Origin of the sequence: Halanaerobium praevalens DSM 2228 (assembly GCF_000165465.1) — a bacterium.
Lineage (GTDB): Bacteria > Bacillota > Halanaerobiia > Halanaerobiales > Halanaerobiaceae > Halanaerobium > Halanaerobium praevalens.
In genome coordinates, this window is sequence record NC_017455.1 from 1,295,066 (window position 1) to 1,313,855 (window position 18,790).

An 18,790-nucleotide genomic window follows, 5' to 3' on the forward strand; every position below is an offset into this window, starting at 1 on the left:
AAAAAAGCAGTAGAACTAATTGATGAAGCACATGCAAATGGCTGCAGAAAATTTAAAGCCTGTGAGGAACTTAATATATCACAGAGGACCTACCAACGATGGTCTAAAGGTAGTACTGTTAAAGAAGACCAGCGGCCTCTGGTTGAAAGACCAGAACCAAAAAATAAGTTAACTAAATCTGAAAGACAGGAAATAATTGAAGTTTCAAATAGTAAAGAATTCGCAGATCTACCACCTTTTAAAATTGTTCCCAAGCTTGCTGAACAGGGTAAATATATTGCTTCAGAATCCACCTTCTATAGAGTTTTAGATGAAGAAAAAATGAATACTCATCGTGCTAAAAGTAAAGAACCTGTAAAACGAGAAGCACCAACTCATATTGCTACTGCTCCCAACCAGGGATATCACCTGGCTAAATGCGATGATTAAAGGTGGTTTCTTTAAACTCTATCTGATAGTTGACATGTTCAGCAGAATGATAGTCGCCTATGAAGTCTGGGAAACTGAAAACGCCGAATACTCTAAAAGACTGATTAGAAAAGCTTCACTAGCTCAGGGAATAGCAGCAAAAGATAAACCACTGGTACTGCACTCTGATAATGGAAGCCCAATGAAAGCAGCAACATTTCTAGCAACACTGGAGAAGCTGGGAGTACAAAGTTCTTTTTCAAGACCAAGAGTAAGTAATGATAATCCCTATTCTGAGTCATTATTTAAGACAATGAAGTACAGACCAATTTATCCTAACAAAGGCTTTAAAGACCTAAATGAAGCCAGAGAATGGGTAGCTGAGTTTGTCCGCTGGTATAATCACCAGCATTTACATAGCGGAATTAAATTAGTAACGCCCTACCAGAGACATTATGGGCTTGATATAGAGATCATGAAAAAAAGAACTGAAACATATTTAAAAGCTAAAGCAGAACATCCAGAAAGATGGTCAGGGGATATTAGAGATTGGACCCAGCCAGAATATGTAACTTTAAATCCAATGGATACTGCTGAAGTAGAAAAATATCTCAACCAACAGAGCTCTTAAATGAGCTTTTGCAGAAGTTGTATTCAAAGAAATTTTTAACTAAATACGACAACTTTCTTGACAAACACCGATTCTAGACAGCTTCGATATTGAGCGTTCTTTAAGCAATAAAGGTTGTCCTTATGATAATGCAGTAGCAGAAGCAGCCTTAAAAGTAGTTAAGACTGAATTCGCTTATGATAGAATCTTTAGCAGCTTTGAAGAGCTGGAATATGAGCTATTTGACTATTTTAACTGGTATAATAACCACAGAATCCACGGGGCGTTAGATTACCTAACACCTGTTGAATATAGATATTTAATGTTCGATAAAAAATTGTTTTAAAAATGGTTGACAATCCAATACTTCCGAAGCTTCCATTACTTTTTTATAATCTTTACATGATTTAATTTTTATTTATTTAATTATAATTTTTAGACATAAAAAAACCTCCAAAAGTAGATAGTCTATTTAATTAATTAATTAGACTGTCTACTTTGGAAGTATCATTTCACAACTACAAATCTCTATATGATTATTTTAAGTTTTCTCTATGGTATTCAAGATATTCTTGTCGCTTCTCGTTAATGAATTTTTTATTTATACAAAAATCATTAATATGTTCTTTTACATCTTCAGATAGTTTTTTGCTTAAAATTATTTTACCCTCATTGTCAAATGAAATATAATTTAAATCAAATAAAGAGTCTATATTTCTACTTAATAATAATCCATTATTTGGATCAAATTCTTCGTCTTCATCTGATTCAATATAAGGTTTTATATGACTAGCAATTAGTGTTGGATAGGCTAGTTCTTCAACCATACATTTGGGTTTTTTATAAAAAATTTCCGATTCTTCCTTTAATTGATCTTTATAAATTTTTTGCATGTATGAATCTCTTTGTGTATTGTCGGGTTTAGTTTCAATTTGATCCTCGGTAGTTTCTTTAAATTTTATAACTCCTTTTTCTATTTGTATATCATACAATTTAGAAATAATATTTTCAAAATGACTTAATTGATTATATTTTCTATCTTCAAAACCAATTTTCTTTGCACGTGATTTAGCCTCATTTAATTCATTTTTTTCTAAATATCCTTTTGGATAATTTTTAATATCAGTAATCATAAGTCCATTAATATCATCTGTTGACAAAGTTCCATTTTTCTCTAGAGTCTTAACTAAAAAGTTTATTGATTTAGGTTCTGATTGATCTTCTGATTGATTTGTTACTGATGCATTAAATTTTGAGTTTTTGTAAACAATTCTTGAAAATAATAACTGTCTTCTAAGATCAGTTTGAGCATTTAAAAATTGTTTTGCTTCATATGTATATGTTTTCAATTCACAATTTATAAAACCTAATTTAACAAATTGATTGATAATCTTTCGTGCAGAAACAATATTGATTTGATATTTCTCTTGTAAAACACTTGCAAGAATTTTATAATTAGTTTTACCCTCAGAATCTTCATCAATAAAGCTAAAACCTTCAGGATGTTCATCAATAAAGTTTAAAATAATCTCTAATGAGTTTCTGAATTTTTTACCATGTATATCAGTATATGCTAATGTAATTTTCCAATAATTTTCATAAACTTGAGTCATATTACCTCTCCTTCCAAATTATTATTGTTGTCAAATTTTATCCTCTATATATCCTTAAATCCTATTAAATAAAGGATCTAAGTTTAAAACCTTACTCCCATCTTTTTCGATAAAATGTATCTATCAGAAACACAAAATATATAAACAAAGCAAGAAAGGTAGCAAGAATTATATTCGAATTATTAACTGAATCCTTTTTTATATAAAATTCCAAGAAAAATTATCTCTTGTCTCTTAGTGATTCTAGCTTGTAAAAATATATCTTCTAAAAATGATATTTACATCTCTAAAAATTATCATTATTTTAAGGTTGACTCTATGACTTTCATCGAAACTTTTAAAATGCTAGATTACAATAAGCTTTCAAATGATTATCAAATTTAATATGGTAAAGAACTTAAGCCAATCAACTGACATCAAATTCAAACTATTATAATTTTCAAAAAAACTATTATTCTCGCCGCCATTTCATTTTCTTCATTATTTTCTTTTTCCCATTGGTGTTTCCCCCTTGTAATTAGAGTATATCACTTTCATACTTTTTCTCCAATTCTGTTAGGGGGCTATATAGAAAAGACACTCAAAATCTATCAGCTATAAATGCAATCACTACAATAAAGCTCTTGAAGATAAAAAAGTTCCTTTTATTATTCCCAAACTAGAAAAAATTTTAATGTGACCACTAAATAGATTGTATTAAACTCATTATTAGAGGAATATTGAAAGTATGTAAGCCTCTTAACTAGCCTTTATATCTGATTTTTTGAATCCGGAATTTCAAAATTATAAAACGATCTCTTTACAAACTTAACGAGTAAAATTATATCTGTGAAGGTCAGCTGTTATTGACTGCCTTTATATCTACTTTTATCAACCTCAATGTACTTAAAAATACATTTTATCTGGTGTTTGTCAAGAGGACCACTGCCAGTTTCTCAACTTATTCCTTTCTATTTTTTGACATTTAAACTGATTAATTCTTTTTTATATAACAATTATTTAAATAATAAAGAGATATTACCTATTTTTATTCTTATTTTTAGACCCAGTTAATTGATAATTATGTTTTAATTTAAGCTCATTATGATTATCAATTAATTCTATTGAATCTAATATTTCTTTAATAATTTTTTCAGATTTTGTATTACAACTTATATATCTTAACATCTTTTTCCATAAATTGCAAAAGGAGTATTTTAAAAATTACCAATTAAATCACTTTTATATTCAAAATCTGTAAAGTTTAAAACCTCTCCTAAAATCAATTGGACAGTAATATTTACTATATTTATTCACAGTATTAGGATATTTGGGATCTAAATAAATAGTATCATAATCAAATTTATCTATTACATCAAAAATATCTGAATTTACTTCTGTTGATTTAGTCTTATTAATGATAATATCATTATATTTAGGTATTTCATTATTTATCTGAGTTGAAAATGATTCTTTATGATATCGGTTCAACCCCCTAAATATGGAGAATATGTTTGTTAAGCTCGTTCATTCTTAGTTTCTCATTTTTCTATTCAAGCTAATACTGGTTCAGCAACTATTTTTTCTGCTTTAGCCAGTTTATAAAATTTTGCTGGCGGCATATCATTAAGACTGCCATGACGGTATCTGTTATTATAATAATTCATATATTCGCTGACTTTTTTGTAAGCATCTATAAAGCTGCTGAATTCATTGATTGAGTAACAATCTTTTTCTAAAACTGAATGAAATGACTCTATATGAGCATTCATATTAGGAGTTCTAACTGGGATTCTCTGGTGTTCCAATCCCAAGCTTTCACAGGTGTCTCCAAATAATTTAGAGACAAATTGTGGTCCGTTATCTGTTCTAATCTTAGGCAAATTCATGCCTTTATACATCTTTCTTTTATTTAAAGCAGCCTTTAATACTCTGCAGGTATCTTTAGCTTTACAGCTTAATCCCAGGTGATAATCAATAACTGTTTTATCAAAGACATCAATTACTGACATCTGGAAAAAGAATTGGTCTGTTCCATCTATGTAGCCGTATTTTAGGTCCATCTGCCAGAGCTGATTTGGATCTGTGATTTCTTCCTGTTTGGCAATCTTTTTAGGGCGAATCTTTTTGATTTTTCTTTGCGGCCTTAATATGTCTAATTCTTTGCATAATCTATATACTTTTTTCTTGTTGATTTTCAATTTATAGTCTTCTTTTAAGCAGACTGTAAGCTTTCTGTAACCATAAGGAAAGCCATCACCTGCTATTAGTTCCAAAAGCCATTCTTTAATCTGCTCATCAGATATTTTTTCACCTGATTCAGTTAGGGAATAGCCTGGTATAGGTCTTCCTTTAGGATTATTGGAATTGCTGCTGTTAGTGCTTTCACTTTTGGTTTCTCTATTTATATTACTGTAATAAGTGGAAGAATTAAGCCCAACAAAGTCTAAAACAATAGAGGTATTATATCCTTTATTTATCCACTTTGATGCAATCTGAACTTTGAGGGCTATCGGGGGTTTACATTATCTCGTAACTCCCTTAATATTGCCAGTTCTAGTTCCTTTTCTGCTACAATTTTTTTGAGCTTATCATTTTCATCGCTCATTTTATCAAGTCTATTTTCGATCTCTTTCATTTTCTTTTTTTCATCTTTAGGAAGAGATCTAACTGATCCAGTTTCTTTAGCTTTTTTAACCCAGCTATAGACAGTATGTTTAGAAATATTATGTCGTCTTGCTACAAGAGCTGTGTTGCCAATTTCGCGACATTCTTTTACAATTTGTTCTTTAGTTTCATCGGAATATTTTCTTTTTGCCATTGGTGGTTCCCCCTTGTAATTAGAGTATATCACTTTTAAACTTTTTCTCCAATTCTGTTAGGGGGCTATATAGATATGCCTGCCTTCTACCATATTTTTTGTAACTATATTCCTAATCTCTTAATTTTTCAATTTTCTTTTTGGGTATATTAAATCTTGAATAAGGCATTTTCCTAATTATAGTCCTTCTAATTAATGTCTTTAAAAATGCTTTCTCATCTTGTCTTATTCAAAAACATTTTTCTTAAAATAAATAGGTTTTCAATTTTATTATCTCTACAATATTTTTTTGTTAATTTATAAAAGCTTTTACTTAACTGAACTTTATTATTTCTTAAATCATTAAAATCATTATTTGACCCTCCCCCGATTTGTAGGACACTGAGTTAAGATATATAATAACCTCAGGAGGTGCCCAAATGTGAGAAAGAAAAAGTTACACTGAAGAATTCAAAAGAGATGCTGTTTAACTCAATTTTAACTCTGACAAATATGTTAAAGAAATTACTGAGTAGTATTTTTCTAAAGATCAGTTTTCCACTGTTCAATTTCCTTTACTGCAACATCTTTCAGGTTAATGACAGTGTTAGCATTGTATTTTGTAACATACATTTTCTCAATCAAATTAGCGATATTAAGAATGTATAGACCTGGAGCATACATTTTGAATAACAGTCTGCTCCAGCCAGTCATCAAGGTATTTATACGGTTCAAATCCGGTGCTCCATAAATTATTACTCATATCATCAAAATTTACTAGACCATTATTGGGGTTATCATTATACTTTCATGAAGAGCTCTTCTAATAATTTGTGTTTTATTTTGCTAATAAACAATTCTACCACTCGAATAATAATTCCTCTTTTTAATCTTGAAAATTTACCTTAATTCTATTTGCATAATTAATTATATATTAACTATCATCTAATTTATGTAATTTTTTTTATCTATAAAATTGTTATTATGAATATCCAAATATCCTTCCCTTTCTTTATTAAGTAATTTTTCCTCAATACACATATTTTTATGAGTTTCTATAAAACCTTGATGAACATTATCGTTAAATTTAGGAATACCATCATCCTTATTAAAAGTAATATCAAATTTATCAAAATAAGCATCAATATTAGGTTCTAAAAGTAAAGCATTATTAGGATTATATGCTGAATCAATATATCCAGAATCTAATGCATACTGTAAAGGCCAAATATGAGAAACAACTAGACCTTTCTGAGGCTTTTTTGTAAGATAACAAACTACATCTCCATACATCTCAATACTTTCTGCCTTTACTTTTTCTTTCATAATCCTAAATAACGTTTGATCTCTAGATAATTTTACTTCGTCTTTAATTGTATCAAATTCATCTTCAATATAACAAATTTCACTTTTATTTTCTTTTACTTGTATTCCAGGAACATATTGTAAAAAATTCATAAAATAATTTATTTGATTATATTTTCTAGATTCAAAATCTATGACTTTACTTAAATTTTTTTTAGAAAATAGTTCCTTTGAATTTAAATAACCTTTTTTATATAAACTAATATCAGTAGTCATTAAACCTATTATCTCTTGCTTTGTAAGTTTTTTTTCTGATTTAAACATAAGTGTTTTAAGTAAAAAGTTTATTTGTTTTATCTTTGTTTTATCTTTAGTGACACTAGATGATAAAGATGCATATTTATAATATATTTCTGAAAAAATAAGTTTTCTTTCTTCATCATTTTTTGATTTTATAAATTTTTTTGTTTCATCATGATATCCCTTTAATTTGGGTAATATAAAACCAAGCTTTACAAATTGATTTATTGATTTTCGTGTAGAAGCTTGATCAGATTTAGGAAAGATTTTATTAATATTTTTCTGTAATTTCTGATATAATTTACTTTCATACTTCTTTTCTAAAGATGGATGATCATCAATAAATTTTACAATAACTTTTAATGTATCAATGAATTGATGACCATTTATATCAGAATACTCTACTGTTAGTTTCCAATACCTTTCATAGTTTTGAGTTGTAGATGTTTTTTTATTCTTAAATTCCATTTTATCCCCCTTACAAATTAGAATTCTAATATAATTAATAATTCAACATTAGAATTCTTTTTCTTTTTACCACTTAATTGATAAGTGTGTTTTCTACTTTCTAATTTAACATTACCATATTCAGACATTAAATTCATAATCTTTTTATATGTTGGTTTTGTTCTAGAATTTAAACTCATCAAAATAAAATCACATTTTTTTTGAGATTTTTCTAATATAATCTCTATATTATTTAAAAAGTTTTCTTTTTTTCTAAGCTTTGTTATTTCAATTTTTTTATCAAAAATTTTATCAAAGCTACCATAAAAATTTTCATATTGATTCATTGTACCTGGATATGGAGGATCTAAATATAATACATCAACAGACTCTATTGAATCTAATGCATCTATAAAATCCATTTGAAAAGATTTGTTTTCTTTGCCATTATCAAAAACAGCGTTATTATACTCATCAAGATTATCTAGAATATGATATTCAAAACTCTCATTATGATAAGCTCTTCGCCTTCCATATTTTCGATAAGAATATTCCTCGTCTCTTAGTTTAGTTATATTTTTCCAATTTACATTCATTCTAGAATAAGGTAACTTTCTAATCATAGATCTTCTTATTAATGACCTGAATAAATATTTTTCATAATTCTCTAGCTCATATGAATATTTTACAAATTTTGATAACTCATCTACTTCATCAGCATAAAACAAATTGCTTTCTAACCAATCTAAACTTTCTCTTAAATTTTTATCTATATTATTATTTTTAATTTCTTTGATTTTATCATATTCAAGTTTAGTTTCTTTATTTTCTATTAGAGCTTTATTGATAACAAAAGAGGCATATAAAGCTTCATTTGTTATTACTCTGTAACCTTGACTTTTCAGATAATATGAAACGGAAGATCCACCAGCAAATAAGTCAAATATAGTACCTTCTGATACAGGAATATTTGATCCTATCCACTCAACTATTTTTCTCTTGTTACCTATATAATTTACTTTAGGGAATTCATTTTTAGACATTTATATTCAAACTCTCCTTTACTTTTAAAGCTAATTTATAAGCTAATTTTGGAGGAACTGCATTACCAATTTCTTGTTGTATTTTTGTACTGTTTCCAACAAATATAAAATCATCAGGAAAAGTTTGGAGTCTTGCCAACTCTCTTTGAGTTAATGCCCTATTTTGGCTATAATGAAATATCTTTCTCATATCCCCTGTTACTGTAGGTGATGGTTCCTTACTATTATAACGGATATATTTCCTTGCATCTCCAGTCTCAGGACGTAATTTTTCAGGTATATCATATCTATCTCCACCATCTTTTATATAAGACATTTTCTCTAACATTTGATCTGAATGATTCATAGCATTATGATTTGGTATATTTGATTCTTCTGCACTTTTTAATGTTGGTAAATCATCTATTGCATCCTTAACTGTTATAACAGAATTATTTTTTTTAGGAAATTCAAATGTATAGTCTTTCGTACCAACTATAATAATTCGTTTTCTTCGTTGAGGAATTCCATAATCAGATGTTTGTAATACCTCATACTTAACATCATAATCTATTTTTTTGAATTCATTTATGATTTCAATAATTGTGTTGCCGTTATTATGTCTTGCCATCCTAGCAACATTCTCTAATATAAACATTTCAGGTTTAACTATAGAAACAATTCGAACAAATTCATTGAATAAATAGTTTCTATCATCTTCTATAAATGTTCTTCCTATTCTACCTGCTAAACTGAATCCCTGACAAGGTGGTCCTCCTACTATTACATCTACATCTGTTTCACCTATTATTTTTTTTACTTCTGGTTCAGATATATCTGCTATATCTTTAACTATTAAATTATTTTTAGGAAAGTTCTTTTTATATGTCTCAGCAAATTCTGGGTTAAATTCTAATGAAAAGATATTTTCAAAACCTGCTTTTTCAAATCCACAAGACATTCCTCCTGCTCCTGAAAATAAATCTATATAATTCAACATTTATTATCTTTCTCCTTTTTGATATTATTATTTATGTAACAAATTTAGTTGCAAAAGTTACCCTTTAAGTAGATAAATATTATTTTAAAAATAATTTATATTAATTTATCTCTTTTTTCTTTTTTGGAAGCTTTTACTATTATATATATCACGTTCTAATTTAGTTTCTTCAATTCTTTATTTTTTGTTAATCAACTGTTAATTTCTGCTTTCCATTACTAAGGAAAGCACATTTTGCTTTGTTTCTATATTCTCTAAAATAGCGAATAATATTATTATAAGTAATATCTAGATCTTTAGCAAATTATTTAACAGTTTTATTTGAGTAAAAATTCTACTCAACAGCATTTCTTTTGAATTATTCAATAAAAATTATTTGTTTTCCTATTTGAATACCTCCTGAGTTTATTATGTACTTCAACTCAGTGTTCTACAAATCGTAAAAGTGTCAAAATCCATACATAGTCATATACCTTAGGTAAAAGTAATTGAGTCCAGCTTTTACATCTGCATTCTATTTTATAAACAAAAATCATATAAAACTCTCTTTATTTCCCACTTCTTTATCTAATTGAATAATCAATCTTTCATACAATTAAGGAAATTCATCCATAACTTCTTTTTTTATATTGACTAGGTCTAAATAGTCTATTTAAATCTACTTGATTTTCTTTATACCTAGCATAAGAATTTACATAGTTTAAATTTACCCTTTTACCAATTTTAAAAACTATTACTGGAAGATCAGGCTTATTATTTATTGAATCAAGCATTCTAAAACATTGATTTACTGATATTGTACTTAATTCTCTTTAGATGTAACTTTATATTTCCAAAAATTTTATACCTTTAAATATTTTAAACCTCTAAAGTAACCGAATATATTCTCATACAACCTAATATATTTTGCTTAATTCTAGAGGTCTTTTTAAATATTATTTGATTTTCACAGATGCCTTCCTGATTATTATCTTTTCCTACTCTATATTAAAAATGGTAATATTTTATGGTATTTTCTATTTTTCTGAGCAAATCTCTTTCAGTGATTTTTCTACCTCTTTTTTTCTTAGCTTAAAAATCATCCTGCATATTCTAAAATTTTTACTATGATCTCCATATCATCTTCAATAATTGTCGATTTGATTCAAGCATTATATAAAACTAATTCGCCAATAAATCTTTAAAATCTTTTTTCATAATATTAGTTTATATTTTAGGAGGTTATTCTTCTATATACTCGTTTATCTGCTTAATTAGCCAATCTTTATATGTTAAATCGTCTTTTAATAAATTAATTTTTAGTTTTTTATGTAATTTCTTATCAATTTTAGCATTTAAAGATACTTTAATACTCATTATAACCCCCCCTTTTATTAATATTTGTCTTCATTTTATTATTTTTATTTTATCATTATATTACTATATAATCAAATGAGCCAATAATTTCGTAGTGCTTACTATTTTCTTTTTTTAGAAATGGCTATAAACCTTAAAGGTTTTGATGCTTTTTTCAGTTAATTTGTTGATTTATATGTAAAAATATTCAGCTAGCCTCTCTAATCGTGGACAAGCTTTCTATATAGCCCCCTAACAGAATTGGAGAAAAAGTTTAAAAGTGATATACTCTAATTACAAGGGGGAACCACCAATGGCAAAAAGAAAATATTCCGATGAAACTAAAGAACAAATTGTAAAAGAATGTCGCGAAATTGGCAACACAGCTCTTGTAGCAAGACGACATAATATTTCTAAACATACTGTCTATAGCTGGGTTAAAAAAGCTAAAGAAACTGGATCAGTTAGATCTCTTCCTAAAGATGAAAAAAAGAAAATGAAAGAGATCGAAAATAGACTTGATAAAATGAGCGATGAAAATGATAAGCTCAAAAAAATTGTAGCAGAAAAGGAACTAGAACTGGCAATATTAAGGGAGTTACGAGATAATGTAAACCCCCGATAGCCCTCAAAGTTCAGATTGCATCAAAGTGGATAAATAAAGGATATAATACCTCTATTGTTTTAGACTTTGTTGGGCTTAATTCTTCCACTTATTACAGTAATATAAATAGAGAAACCAAAAGTGAAAGCACTAACAGCAGCAATTCCAATAATCCTAAAGGAAGACCTATACCAGGCTATTCCCTAACTGAATCAGGTGAAAAAATATCTGATGAGCAGATTAAAGAATGGCTTTTGGAACTAATAGCAGGTGATGGCTTTCCTTATGGTTACAGAAAGCTTACAGTCTGCTTAAAAGAAGACTATAAATTGAAAATCAACAAGAAAAAGTATATAGATTATGCAAAGAATTAGACATATTAAGGCCGCAAAGAAAAATCAAAAAGATTCGCCCTAAAAAGATTGCCAAACAGGAAGAAATCACAGATCCAAATCAGCTCTGGCAGATGGACCTAAAATACGGCTACATAGATGGAACAGACCAATTCTTTTTCCAGATGTCAGTAATTGATGTCTTTGATAAAACAGTTATTGATTATCACCTGGGATTAAGCTGTAAAGCTAAAGATACCTGCAGAGTATTAAAGGCTGCTTTAAATAAAAGAAAGATGTATAAAGGCATGAATTTGCCTAAGATTAGAACAGATAACGGACCACAATTTGTCTCTAAATTATTTGGAGACACCTGTGAAAGCTTGGGATTGGAACACCAGAGAATCCCAGTTAGAACTCCTAATATGAATGCTCATATAGAGTCATTTCATTCAGTTTTAGAAAAAGATTGTTACTCAATCAATGAATTCAGCAGCTTTATAGATGCTTACAAAAAAGTCAGCGAATATATGAATTATTATAATAACAGATACCGTCATGGCAGTCTTAATGATATGCCGCCAGCAAAATTTTATAAACTGGCTAAAGCAGAAAAAATAGTTGCTGAACCAGTATTAGCTTGAATAGAAAAATGAGAAACTAAGAATGAACGAGCTTAACAAACATATTCTCCATATTTAGGGGGTTGAACCGATATTAGCAAATCTTTTAGCAAATTTACAGGAATTATTTATTCTCGCTATATGACTTCTATCTTGTGTTTTCTGATAATAAAAATCTTCAAATTGACTTAAATATTTTTTAATTAAACTTGCTTTAATTCCCTCTCGCTCAAAAGCCCTTCTTATCCCTGCTTTTACTCGCTCCTGAAAATTATTAAAATCATTTTTTTTCATTCCATACAGAATCACTGTATAATCAGTAGCATCATTAACTAAGACAACTGTTTTACGGCGGTTTAATCTAAAAAAATTAGCATGCCAGGAAAATAAAGCCGGTCTTTCTTTTTGATCAAGTTCTTCCAAATTTAATTCATCTCTTAATTTAATTTGTTGCCTGAATTAGCATATTGATTAATCCTTTCTACTATAGTTTTGAGATATACTTTAAGGAAGCTGATAATAAAGTGTTCGGCTATCGTTTTATATTTCTTTTAAATAATCTATTTATAAAATCAGCCCTTCATATTTTTTAATATACTATAAATAACTTTTTCTAAACTACCAAATTAAACAAAATAGTACAAAAAATTTAAACCCATAATATATTTTAAAAATATTAAACCTAAAACTACATGTTTATATTCAGCTGGATCCATGTTATTTCTTAATTTATCTGATGACTTCCATAAATCTTCTTCAAAACCTACTGTTGCTGTTGACATTTTCTATCACCTTTCTTTTTCCTTAAATAATTTAAAGCTTAAAATTAATTTTTATTTACTAATTAAAAATATTATTAATCTCTAAAAAATATCCTGTTATTAATTTTTTTACTCTGAAGGCTAAAAAATAAGTCTTAATCAAAACGGTCTTTTTTTTAGTTCTTGTTCTAGAGCTTGAGTTGGTTCTAGAGCTAGTTCTAGAGCTAGTTCTAGTTCTAGAGAATTGGGCATCCCATTAATTATCCCATCTAGATGCCATCAGGTATAGTATTGAAATGACTGTCAAAACAAGGATTATGATTTTTAAAATCAAATTTTTTTATTTTGCAAAAAGAGCAAAGCAAAAAACTTAGGCTTGTAATTAAATTGGATTAAAATTCTTTTTTAAATCTTATTTTTAAACTTTTTTTAAATTAGTATTTTTATCTTATTTTGATTAAAATTAGCAAAAAATATCAATTTGTTGCTAGTATAGCATTTTTAATTTAAGCCTGCAACTCGAAATATCGCAATTTTTAAAATATTAGTGTTTTTAGAACAAAAAATTTAACTAATATTAGCTAGAAAAAGACAAAAAAAGAAACTTTTCAGAGTAAAGAAAAGCTTCTTTTGGTAGTAAATATAATTTTTTAAGAGCTAAATTATTTAAAATTTTTAGCCAAAAATCACAATTTATAAACTAAATTGGTTTATAGCTTTTTTCAATTTAGCAGCCATTTCAGCCAAATTATCTGTTCCTTTAACAATTTCTTGAGTAGAATTAATTTGTTCAGTACTTGTTTGAGCAACCTCATCTGATTTAGTAACAGATGTCTTACTTACAGCTGCAATTTCTTCAATTGTTAATTTAACTGCTTTACTATTTTGACTAATTTTGCTTGTTTTAGAACTTATATTTTCGATCAAATTACTTAATTTTAAAGTAGCTTCTTTGATCTTAGCAAAAGATTTACCCGTACCTACAATAACTTCAACACTAGCATCAACTACTTCTTCATTAGCTTTCATTTTACCAACAGCATTATTTACACTTTTTTGGATTCTTTTAATTAAATTATTAATCTGATCAGTAGCAGTAGCTGATTCTTCTGCCAATTCTCTAATTTCATCTGCAACAACACTAAAACCTCGCCCAGCTTCTCCGGCTCTAGCAGCTTCTATAGCAGCATTTAAAGCTAATAAATTAGTTTGTTCGGCTATTTTATTGATTAGTTCTACAATATCTCCAATTTTATTTGATAGTTCACCTAAATTATTTACATCTTGAGCAGTTTGATGTGAATTATCTTTTACACTTTTAATTTTATCAATTGATTTATTAATATTTTCATTACCTTCAGCAATATTATCGATCGCTTGATTAGCTTGAGCATCCATTGCTTGAGAATTATTTTCTACTTCATTTATTTCTTGATCTAATTCTTTAATACTTTTATTTGCTCTTTTAACTTGAGTTGACTGTTTTTCTGAACCAGCAGCAACTTCTGCAATAGAAGCACCAACTTTTTTAGATCTTTCAGTTACTTCTTGGCTTGAAGTCGATAATTTCCCACTTGAATCAAATAGATTATTAGCAATTTTATCAATATCTGAAATCATAAACTTAATATTATTTTTCATTTTATTTAAAGCTTTGGCTAATTTTGCAATTTCATCATCTCTTTTTAATTCTAAATTATTAACTTGCAAATTACCAGCAGCAATATTATCAGCTAAATTAATAGTTTTAGCTAAGGACTTATTTATTCTTCTGGTAAAAAAGTAGACAAATAAGGAGATTAAAATTAAAATTAAAGCTAAAGCTGTAATTATATAATTTCTCATTTTTTCCACATTAGTTCCTACTTGATCAACATTTGCTACTGCTTGATTTTCTAAATAACTCTTATATTCATTAAAAAGACTCTGCAGCTGATTTAAGCTTGTCATTGTCTCATTTTTAAATATTTTGAGTGCTTTAGCTTCTGAAGAAAAAGTTTTTTGTTCTAAAGTTGCATTAATTTTGGCAGCAGAATCATGCAAATTTTTATGAGGTTTTTCAATATCTTTTAAAACTTTTTGAATTTGAGCAGGCATTTTAGTAAATTCATCAGAATTAATTATTTTAAAATAAGTCTCTCTAAAAGAACAATTAGTATAATCTAATTCTCCTTCAAATTGACTATTTGAATTTATTGCCTTATTTAATTCGTGGACCCAAACTAGATGCTCATTTTCTTTTTCTGAAATAAAATTAATATTTTTCCATTTAGAAATCGATTTTTGGTTTTCAAAATGAACTTGATTAATAGCATAAAGACCGCCTGCTCCCAAGCCAACTAAAATTAGGATAATAAAAGCAAAAACGAAATATAATTCAGTTTTTAAAGTTAATTTTTTTATTATTTTCATTGGCTACCACTCCAATTTATTTTTGCCACTTTACATTTTTTTGTTCTTTTTCATTGACTATTAATTGAAAAACATCTGGCCTTGAATAATGTCCATTAACATCAAAATCAAAACTGCTTTTAGTAATTAAACTCAAATCCAAATCAGCATATAAAATCTCTTCTTGATCATAAACAGGTCCTGCTATGTATTCTCCAGTTGGAGCAATAATTGCACTTCCTCCTCGGCACATTAAATCTGGCTCAGTTTCTAGTTCATCATAACAGGCTAAATCACTGGGGTACATAGCCTTGGTTACAAATTGATTACAGGCTAAAACAAAGCATCTGCCCTCTAAAGCAATATGGCGCATTGTTGACTGCCATTCTTCTCTGGAATCAGCAGTTGGAGCAACATAAATCTTAACCCCTTTAGCATAAATGGCTGCTCTAGCTAAAGGCATATAGTTTTCCCAACAGATTAAACCACCAAGCTTACCATAAGGAGTTTCGATAGCAGTTAAAGTACTTCCATCTCCTTCTCCCCAGATATATCTTTCAGAACCAGTTGGTTTCAATTTTTGATGTTTGCCAGCTAACTTTCCTTCTGGAGTAAAATATAAAACTGTACAATATAGAGTTCTTTTAGCTCCTACTTCTTTTTCTATAACCCCAACAACTAAATAAATATTATTTTCTTTAGCCAAATTTGCTAATCTGGCAGTTGTTTTTCCAGGTACCTGAACAGAGTTTTCCCAGTATCTAAACCAATCTTCTTTTCCCTCTTTGGAGCGGCTACCAACTTTTGTTTTAAAACTTAAGCCCCGCGGATAAGCTGGGATAAAAGCTTCTGGGAAAACAACAATTTCTGCTCCTGCTTCAGCTGCTTTAATTGCTAAAGATTCTAATTTAGTAATCGTTTTTGCTTGATCCATAATCACTGGTGCTGCCTGAACAACAGCAACTTTCGCCTTTTTTTGATTATAATTTTCCATTTTTTATCCTCCTTTTATTTATCTCAAACTTCCAAAAAATCTCCATCCAGATTATATATTGGCTGGAGATAAAATGGCTATTTAAAATTTTAGTTTTATTTAATTTTTAATATTTCTAATTTTTTTACTATCTTAATTAAAGTAATATTAAATTATTCAGTTCCATCTCCATGAGCATAACGACTAGCTGCTGCAGAAGCAATTCCTGCTACTAAATCATCTAAAAAAGTATTTACTTTACCATTTTTTTTAGTGTCTAAGTCTTTAATAATCCCAAACTTCTTTTTATCTAAAAAGCCATAACTAGTTAAACCAATAGTACCGTACAAATTAACTATTGATAAAGGTATTATTTCATCAATTCCATAAAGTCCTTCATCTCTTGCAATAATACTTTGTAAGGGTTCTGGTAATTCCTTTTTTTCAGCTAATTGATCTAAGGCAACTCCCGTTAATATTGCATGAGCAACCTCTCTTTTTTGCAAAACAGCTTCAACATTTTCCAAACAAATTTCTAAACTAATATTAGGATTATATGGTTTTTGGAGTGCTTTTACTAACTCAGCTATCGCTTCAACTTCTACTCCTCTTTCTTTTAAAATTTCAATTGATTTTTGATACAACTCTGACATTGGTTCTCTCATTCAAACACCTCTTTTTATTATTTGTTTTACTAAAATTAAAAATCATTGTGCTAAGAAAAATAAGCCCTTCTTTTAAGAAGAGCCTTTTTAATGATAATTTCTATTTAATTTAAACTATATTCTAGCTTCAATCCAGTCAATAATTTTTCTAATGATTTCTCCTTTTTCAGCTGAATTTAAAATCTCATGATAAAGCCCAGGATAGATCTTTTTTTCTTTATCTTCAGAAGCAATTAAATTATATAATTTTTCTGAACATTCTGGGTCAACAATTTGATCATCTGCTCCATGTAAAATAAGAACTGGATATTTATAATTAGCTAAATTATCTACTAACCAAGGAATACCTTCTTCTAGAAGTACTTTCATTAACTTTAAAGTAGTAAATTCTGAAACATAAGGATCTTTTTCATAAGCATCTACAACATAATCTGATTTAGAAACTAAATTTCCAAGTTCATTTGGTAATTTCATATCTGGATTTTCTGCAAGACTTAATTCTTTTAATTCTGCAAAAGCTTCTATCTCATTTGTTGCTGCTCCAGTTAAGATTTGCCCTTCTAATTTATCTGGGTATTTAACTCCAAAAGCTGCACTAATAAAACCACCCATACTATGACCTAACATAAAAATTGGCAGTTCAGGATTTTCTTCTGCTGCTAAATCATAAACACTTTTAGTATCTTCTAAAAAAGTATTAAAATCATCTATATATGTTTGAGCACCATCTGATCTACCATGACCTCTATTATCAAATCTATAAACAGAAAAATCTGCTTGATTTAAACAACCTGTTAGATAATCATATCTTCCCTGATGTTCATCAAGACCATGTACAATTATAATAATAGCTTTAGGGGCCTTAACTAAATCTTTGTTTAAAAATATTTTTTGAGCATCAAAAGTCTTTAAATATTGACTATAATTCATTTTATAACCTCCCTATTTTATAATACCCTATTAATAATATTATCTATTTTAATGATAATTCCTTTAAAAAATTAGAAATTAGCTTTAAATTTATTTATTTTAAATTAAAGCAAAAAAAGACCAATATATTATATTGGTCAAATACTTATAGGTTGAGCTTCTTTTCTTTTAGCTTTAACTTCTTTTAGCTGCTGTTCAGCTTTCAGAAATTCCTTTAAGTAGGAACCCACTATTTCTAAATGTTTTTTTTCTGCTAATAAATCATCAATTAACTCTTTTATTTTCTCTAAGGAATCTATTTTAGGAACTGTTAATTTAGTTACTAATTTTTTATCATTAAATAATTTACTGCAGTTAACAAAACGGATTAACTCTGCTTCTGTTATTTGATTTGGATGACCACCCTCAAGTTCCAAGCATTTTCTAGCTTCAGCAATTTCTGAAAGTTTATAGTCTGCTTTTAAATTAATAGCAGTTAAAATTTCTACTGTTACAATATCTGGATACATAGCCTTTCCAGCTTCAACTTGCATATGAGAGATAATACCCCTTCTAGCCCAATCTCTAAGAGTAAGATCTGTATACAATAAAGATAAATCTTCACCTTTTACTTCTCTAACTAAACTCCTAGCACTATTTAAGGAAATCATAATCACCAAATCCTTTCCTGTGCTTTAGCACAGATTTTAATT

General features: G+C 28.2%; 16 protein-coding genes and 3 pseudogenes. 3 read left to right on the forward strand and 16 right to left on the reverse strand.

From position 1 onward, the window contains the following. Nucleotides 1–89: 89 nt before the first annotated feature. Nucleotides 90–254: a hypothetical protein gene (locus tag HPRAE_RS11170; RefSeq protein WP_169307631.1), complete on the reverse strand. Its 165-nt coding sequence runs from the start codon at nucleotides 252–254 to the stop codon at nucleotides 90–92. A 167-nt stretch (nucleotides 255–421) separates the two neighbouring features. Here HPRAE_RS11170 and HPRAE_RS11035 point away from each other — a divergent pair, with 167 nt between their 5' ends. Then, on the forward strand, nucleotides 422–1,039 hold the full coding sequence (locus tag HPRAE_RS11035) for an integrase core domain-containing protein (protein ID WP_083787857.1): 618 nt from the start codon (nucleotides 422–424) through the stop codon (nucleotides 1,037–1,039). Nucleotides 1,040–1,109: 70 nt separating this feature from the next. Beyond that, nucleotides 1,110–1,364: pseudogene (locus tag HPRAE_RS11040) on the forward strand (IS3 family transposase); the annotation flags it as partial. A gap of 190 nt (nucleotides 1,365–1,554) precedes the next feature. On the opposite strand, the gene HPRAE_RS06015 reads toward HPRAE_RS11040, so the two are convergent. The 8 genes from HPRAE_RS06015 to HPRAE_RS11315 form a co-directional block, all read right to left on the reverse strand. After that, entirely contained in the window at nucleotides 1,555–2,631 is a 1,077-nt protein-coding gene (locus tag HPRAE_RS06015) for an HNH endonuclease (RefSeq protein ID WP_014553338.1), read from the reverse strand. A gap of 1,017 nt (nucleotides 2,632–3,648) precedes the next feature. Continuing rightward, nucleotides 3,649–3,798 (reverse strand): hypothetical protein, encoded by a 150-nt coding sequence (locus tag HPRAE_RS11175; RefSeq protein WP_169307635.1) that lies wholly within the window; start codon nucleotides 3,796–3,798, stop codon nucleotides 3,649–3,651. Nucleotides 3,799–3,858: 60 nt separating this feature from the next. Next, the gene (locus HPRAE_RS06020) at nucleotides 3,859–4,101 is read right to left on the reverse strand and encodes a hypothetical protein (protein WP_041606949.1); all 243 of its coding nucleotides are present in this window, start codon (nucleotides 4,099–4,101) and stop codon (nucleotides 3,859–3,861) included. A 62-nt stretch (nucleotides 4,102–4,163) separates the two neighbouring features. Next, nucleotides 4,164–5,431 (reverse strand): IS3 family transposase gene (locus HPRAE_RS06025; RefSeq protein WP_148220547.1). Its coding sequence is split into 2 segments (ribosomal slippage): nucleotides 4,164–5,131 and nucleotides 5,131–5,431, totalling 1,269 coding nucleotides; the frame shifts between segments, so codons are not numbered across the junction. A 924-nt stretch (nucleotides 5,432–6,355) separates the two neighbouring features. Beyond that, nucleotides 6,356–7,483 carry an HNH endonuclease signature motif containing protein gene (locus tag HPRAE_RS06040; RefSeq protein ID WP_014553341.1) on the reverse strand — a complete coding sequence of 376 codons (1,128 nt, stop codon included), beginning with the start codon at nucleotides 7,481–7,483 and terminating at the stop codon, nucleotides 6,356–6,358. 17 nt (nucleotides 7,484–7,500) lie between these two features. Then, complete coding sequence (locus HPRAE_RS06045; RefSeq protein WP_014553342.1) at nucleotides 7,501–8,505, reverse strand: DNA adenine methylase; 1,005 nt, start codon at nucleotides 8,503–8,505, stop codon at nucleotides 7,501–7,503. Then, on the reverse strand, nucleotides 8,498–9,484 hold the full coding sequence (locus HPRAE_RS06050) for a DNA cytosine methyltransferase (RefSeq protein WP_014553343.1): 987 nt from the start codon (nucleotides 9,482–9,484) through the stop codon (nucleotides 8,498–8,500). Before HPRAE_RS06050 ends, HPRAE_RS06045 begins: the two co-directional genes overlap by 8 nt. Before the next feature lie 1,221 nt (nucleotides 9,485–10,705). Next, the gene (locus HPRAE_RS11315; RefSeq protein ID WP_014553344.1) at nucleotides 10,706–10,840 is read right to left on the reverse strand and encodes a hypothetical protein; all 135 of its coding nucleotides are present in this window, start codon (nucleotides 10,838–10,840) and stop codon (nucleotides 10,706–10,708) included. A gap of 292 nt (nucleotides 10,841–11,132) precedes the next feature. Between HPRAE_RS11315 and HPRAE_RS11045 the strand changes: the two are divergent. After that, nucleotides 11,133–12,399, forward strand: a pseudogene (locus HPRAE_RS11045) (IS3 family transposase). A 54-nt stretch (nucleotides 12,400–12,453) separates the two neighbouring features. Here the strand turns inward: HPRAE_RS11045 and HPRAE_RS06065 are convergent. The 7 genes and pseudogenes from HPRAE_RS06065 to HPRAE_RS06095 form a co-directional block, all read right to left on the reverse strand. Next, entirely contained in the window at nucleotides 12,454–12,801 is a 348-nt protein-coding gene (locus HPRAE_RS06065; protein WP_014553345.1) for a DUF6933 domain-containing protein, read from the reverse strand. A gap of 236 nt (nucleotides 12,802–13,037) precedes the next feature. Continuing rightward, nucleotides 13,038–13,160 (reverse strand): annotated as a pseudogene (locus HPRAE_RS06070) (type I restriction-modification system subunit M N-terminal domain-containing protein); the annotation flags it as partial. Between the two features lie 672 nt (nucleotides 13,161–13,832). Further along, on the reverse strand, nucleotides 13,833–15,551 hold the full coding sequence (locus HPRAE_RS06075) for a methyl-accepting chemotaxis protein (RefSeq protein ID WP_014553347.1): 1,719 nt from the start codon (nucleotides 15,549–15,551) through the stop codon (nucleotides 13,833–13,835). A gap of 16 nt (nucleotides 15,552–15,567) precedes the next feature. After that, the gene (locus HPRAE_RS06080; RefSeq protein ID WP_014553348.1) at nucleotides 15,568–16,524 is read right to left on the reverse strand and encodes a carbon-nitrogen hydrolase family protein; all 957 of its coding nucleotides are present in this window, start codon (nucleotides 16,522–16,524) and stop codon (nucleotides 15,568–15,570) included. Nucleotides 16,525–16,676: 152 nt separating this feature from the next. Then, nucleotides 16,677–17,168 carry a phosphatidylglycerophosphatase A family protein gene (locus HPRAE_RS06085; RefSeq protein ID WP_014553349.1) on the reverse strand — a complete coding sequence of 164 codons (492 nt, stop codon included), beginning with the start codon at nucleotides 17,166–17,168 and terminating at the stop codon, nucleotides 16,677–16,679. Between the two features lie 114 nt (nucleotides 17,169–17,282). Further along, nucleotides 17,283–18,098 (reverse strand): alpha/beta hydrolase, encoded by an 816-nt coding sequence (locus tag HPRAE_RS06090; protein WP_014553350.1) that lies wholly within the window; start codon nucleotides 18,096–18,098, stop codon nucleotides 17,283–17,285. Nucleotides 18,099–18,235: 137 nt separating this feature from the next. Next, the gene (locus tag HPRAE_RS06095; RefSeq protein ID WP_014553351.1) at nucleotides 18,236–18,748 is read right to left on the reverse strand and encodes a hypothetical protein; all 513 of its coding nucleotides are present in this window, start codon (nucleotides 18,746–18,748) and stop codon (nucleotides 18,236–18,238) included. Nucleotides 18,749–18,790 lie beyond the last annotated feature (42 nt).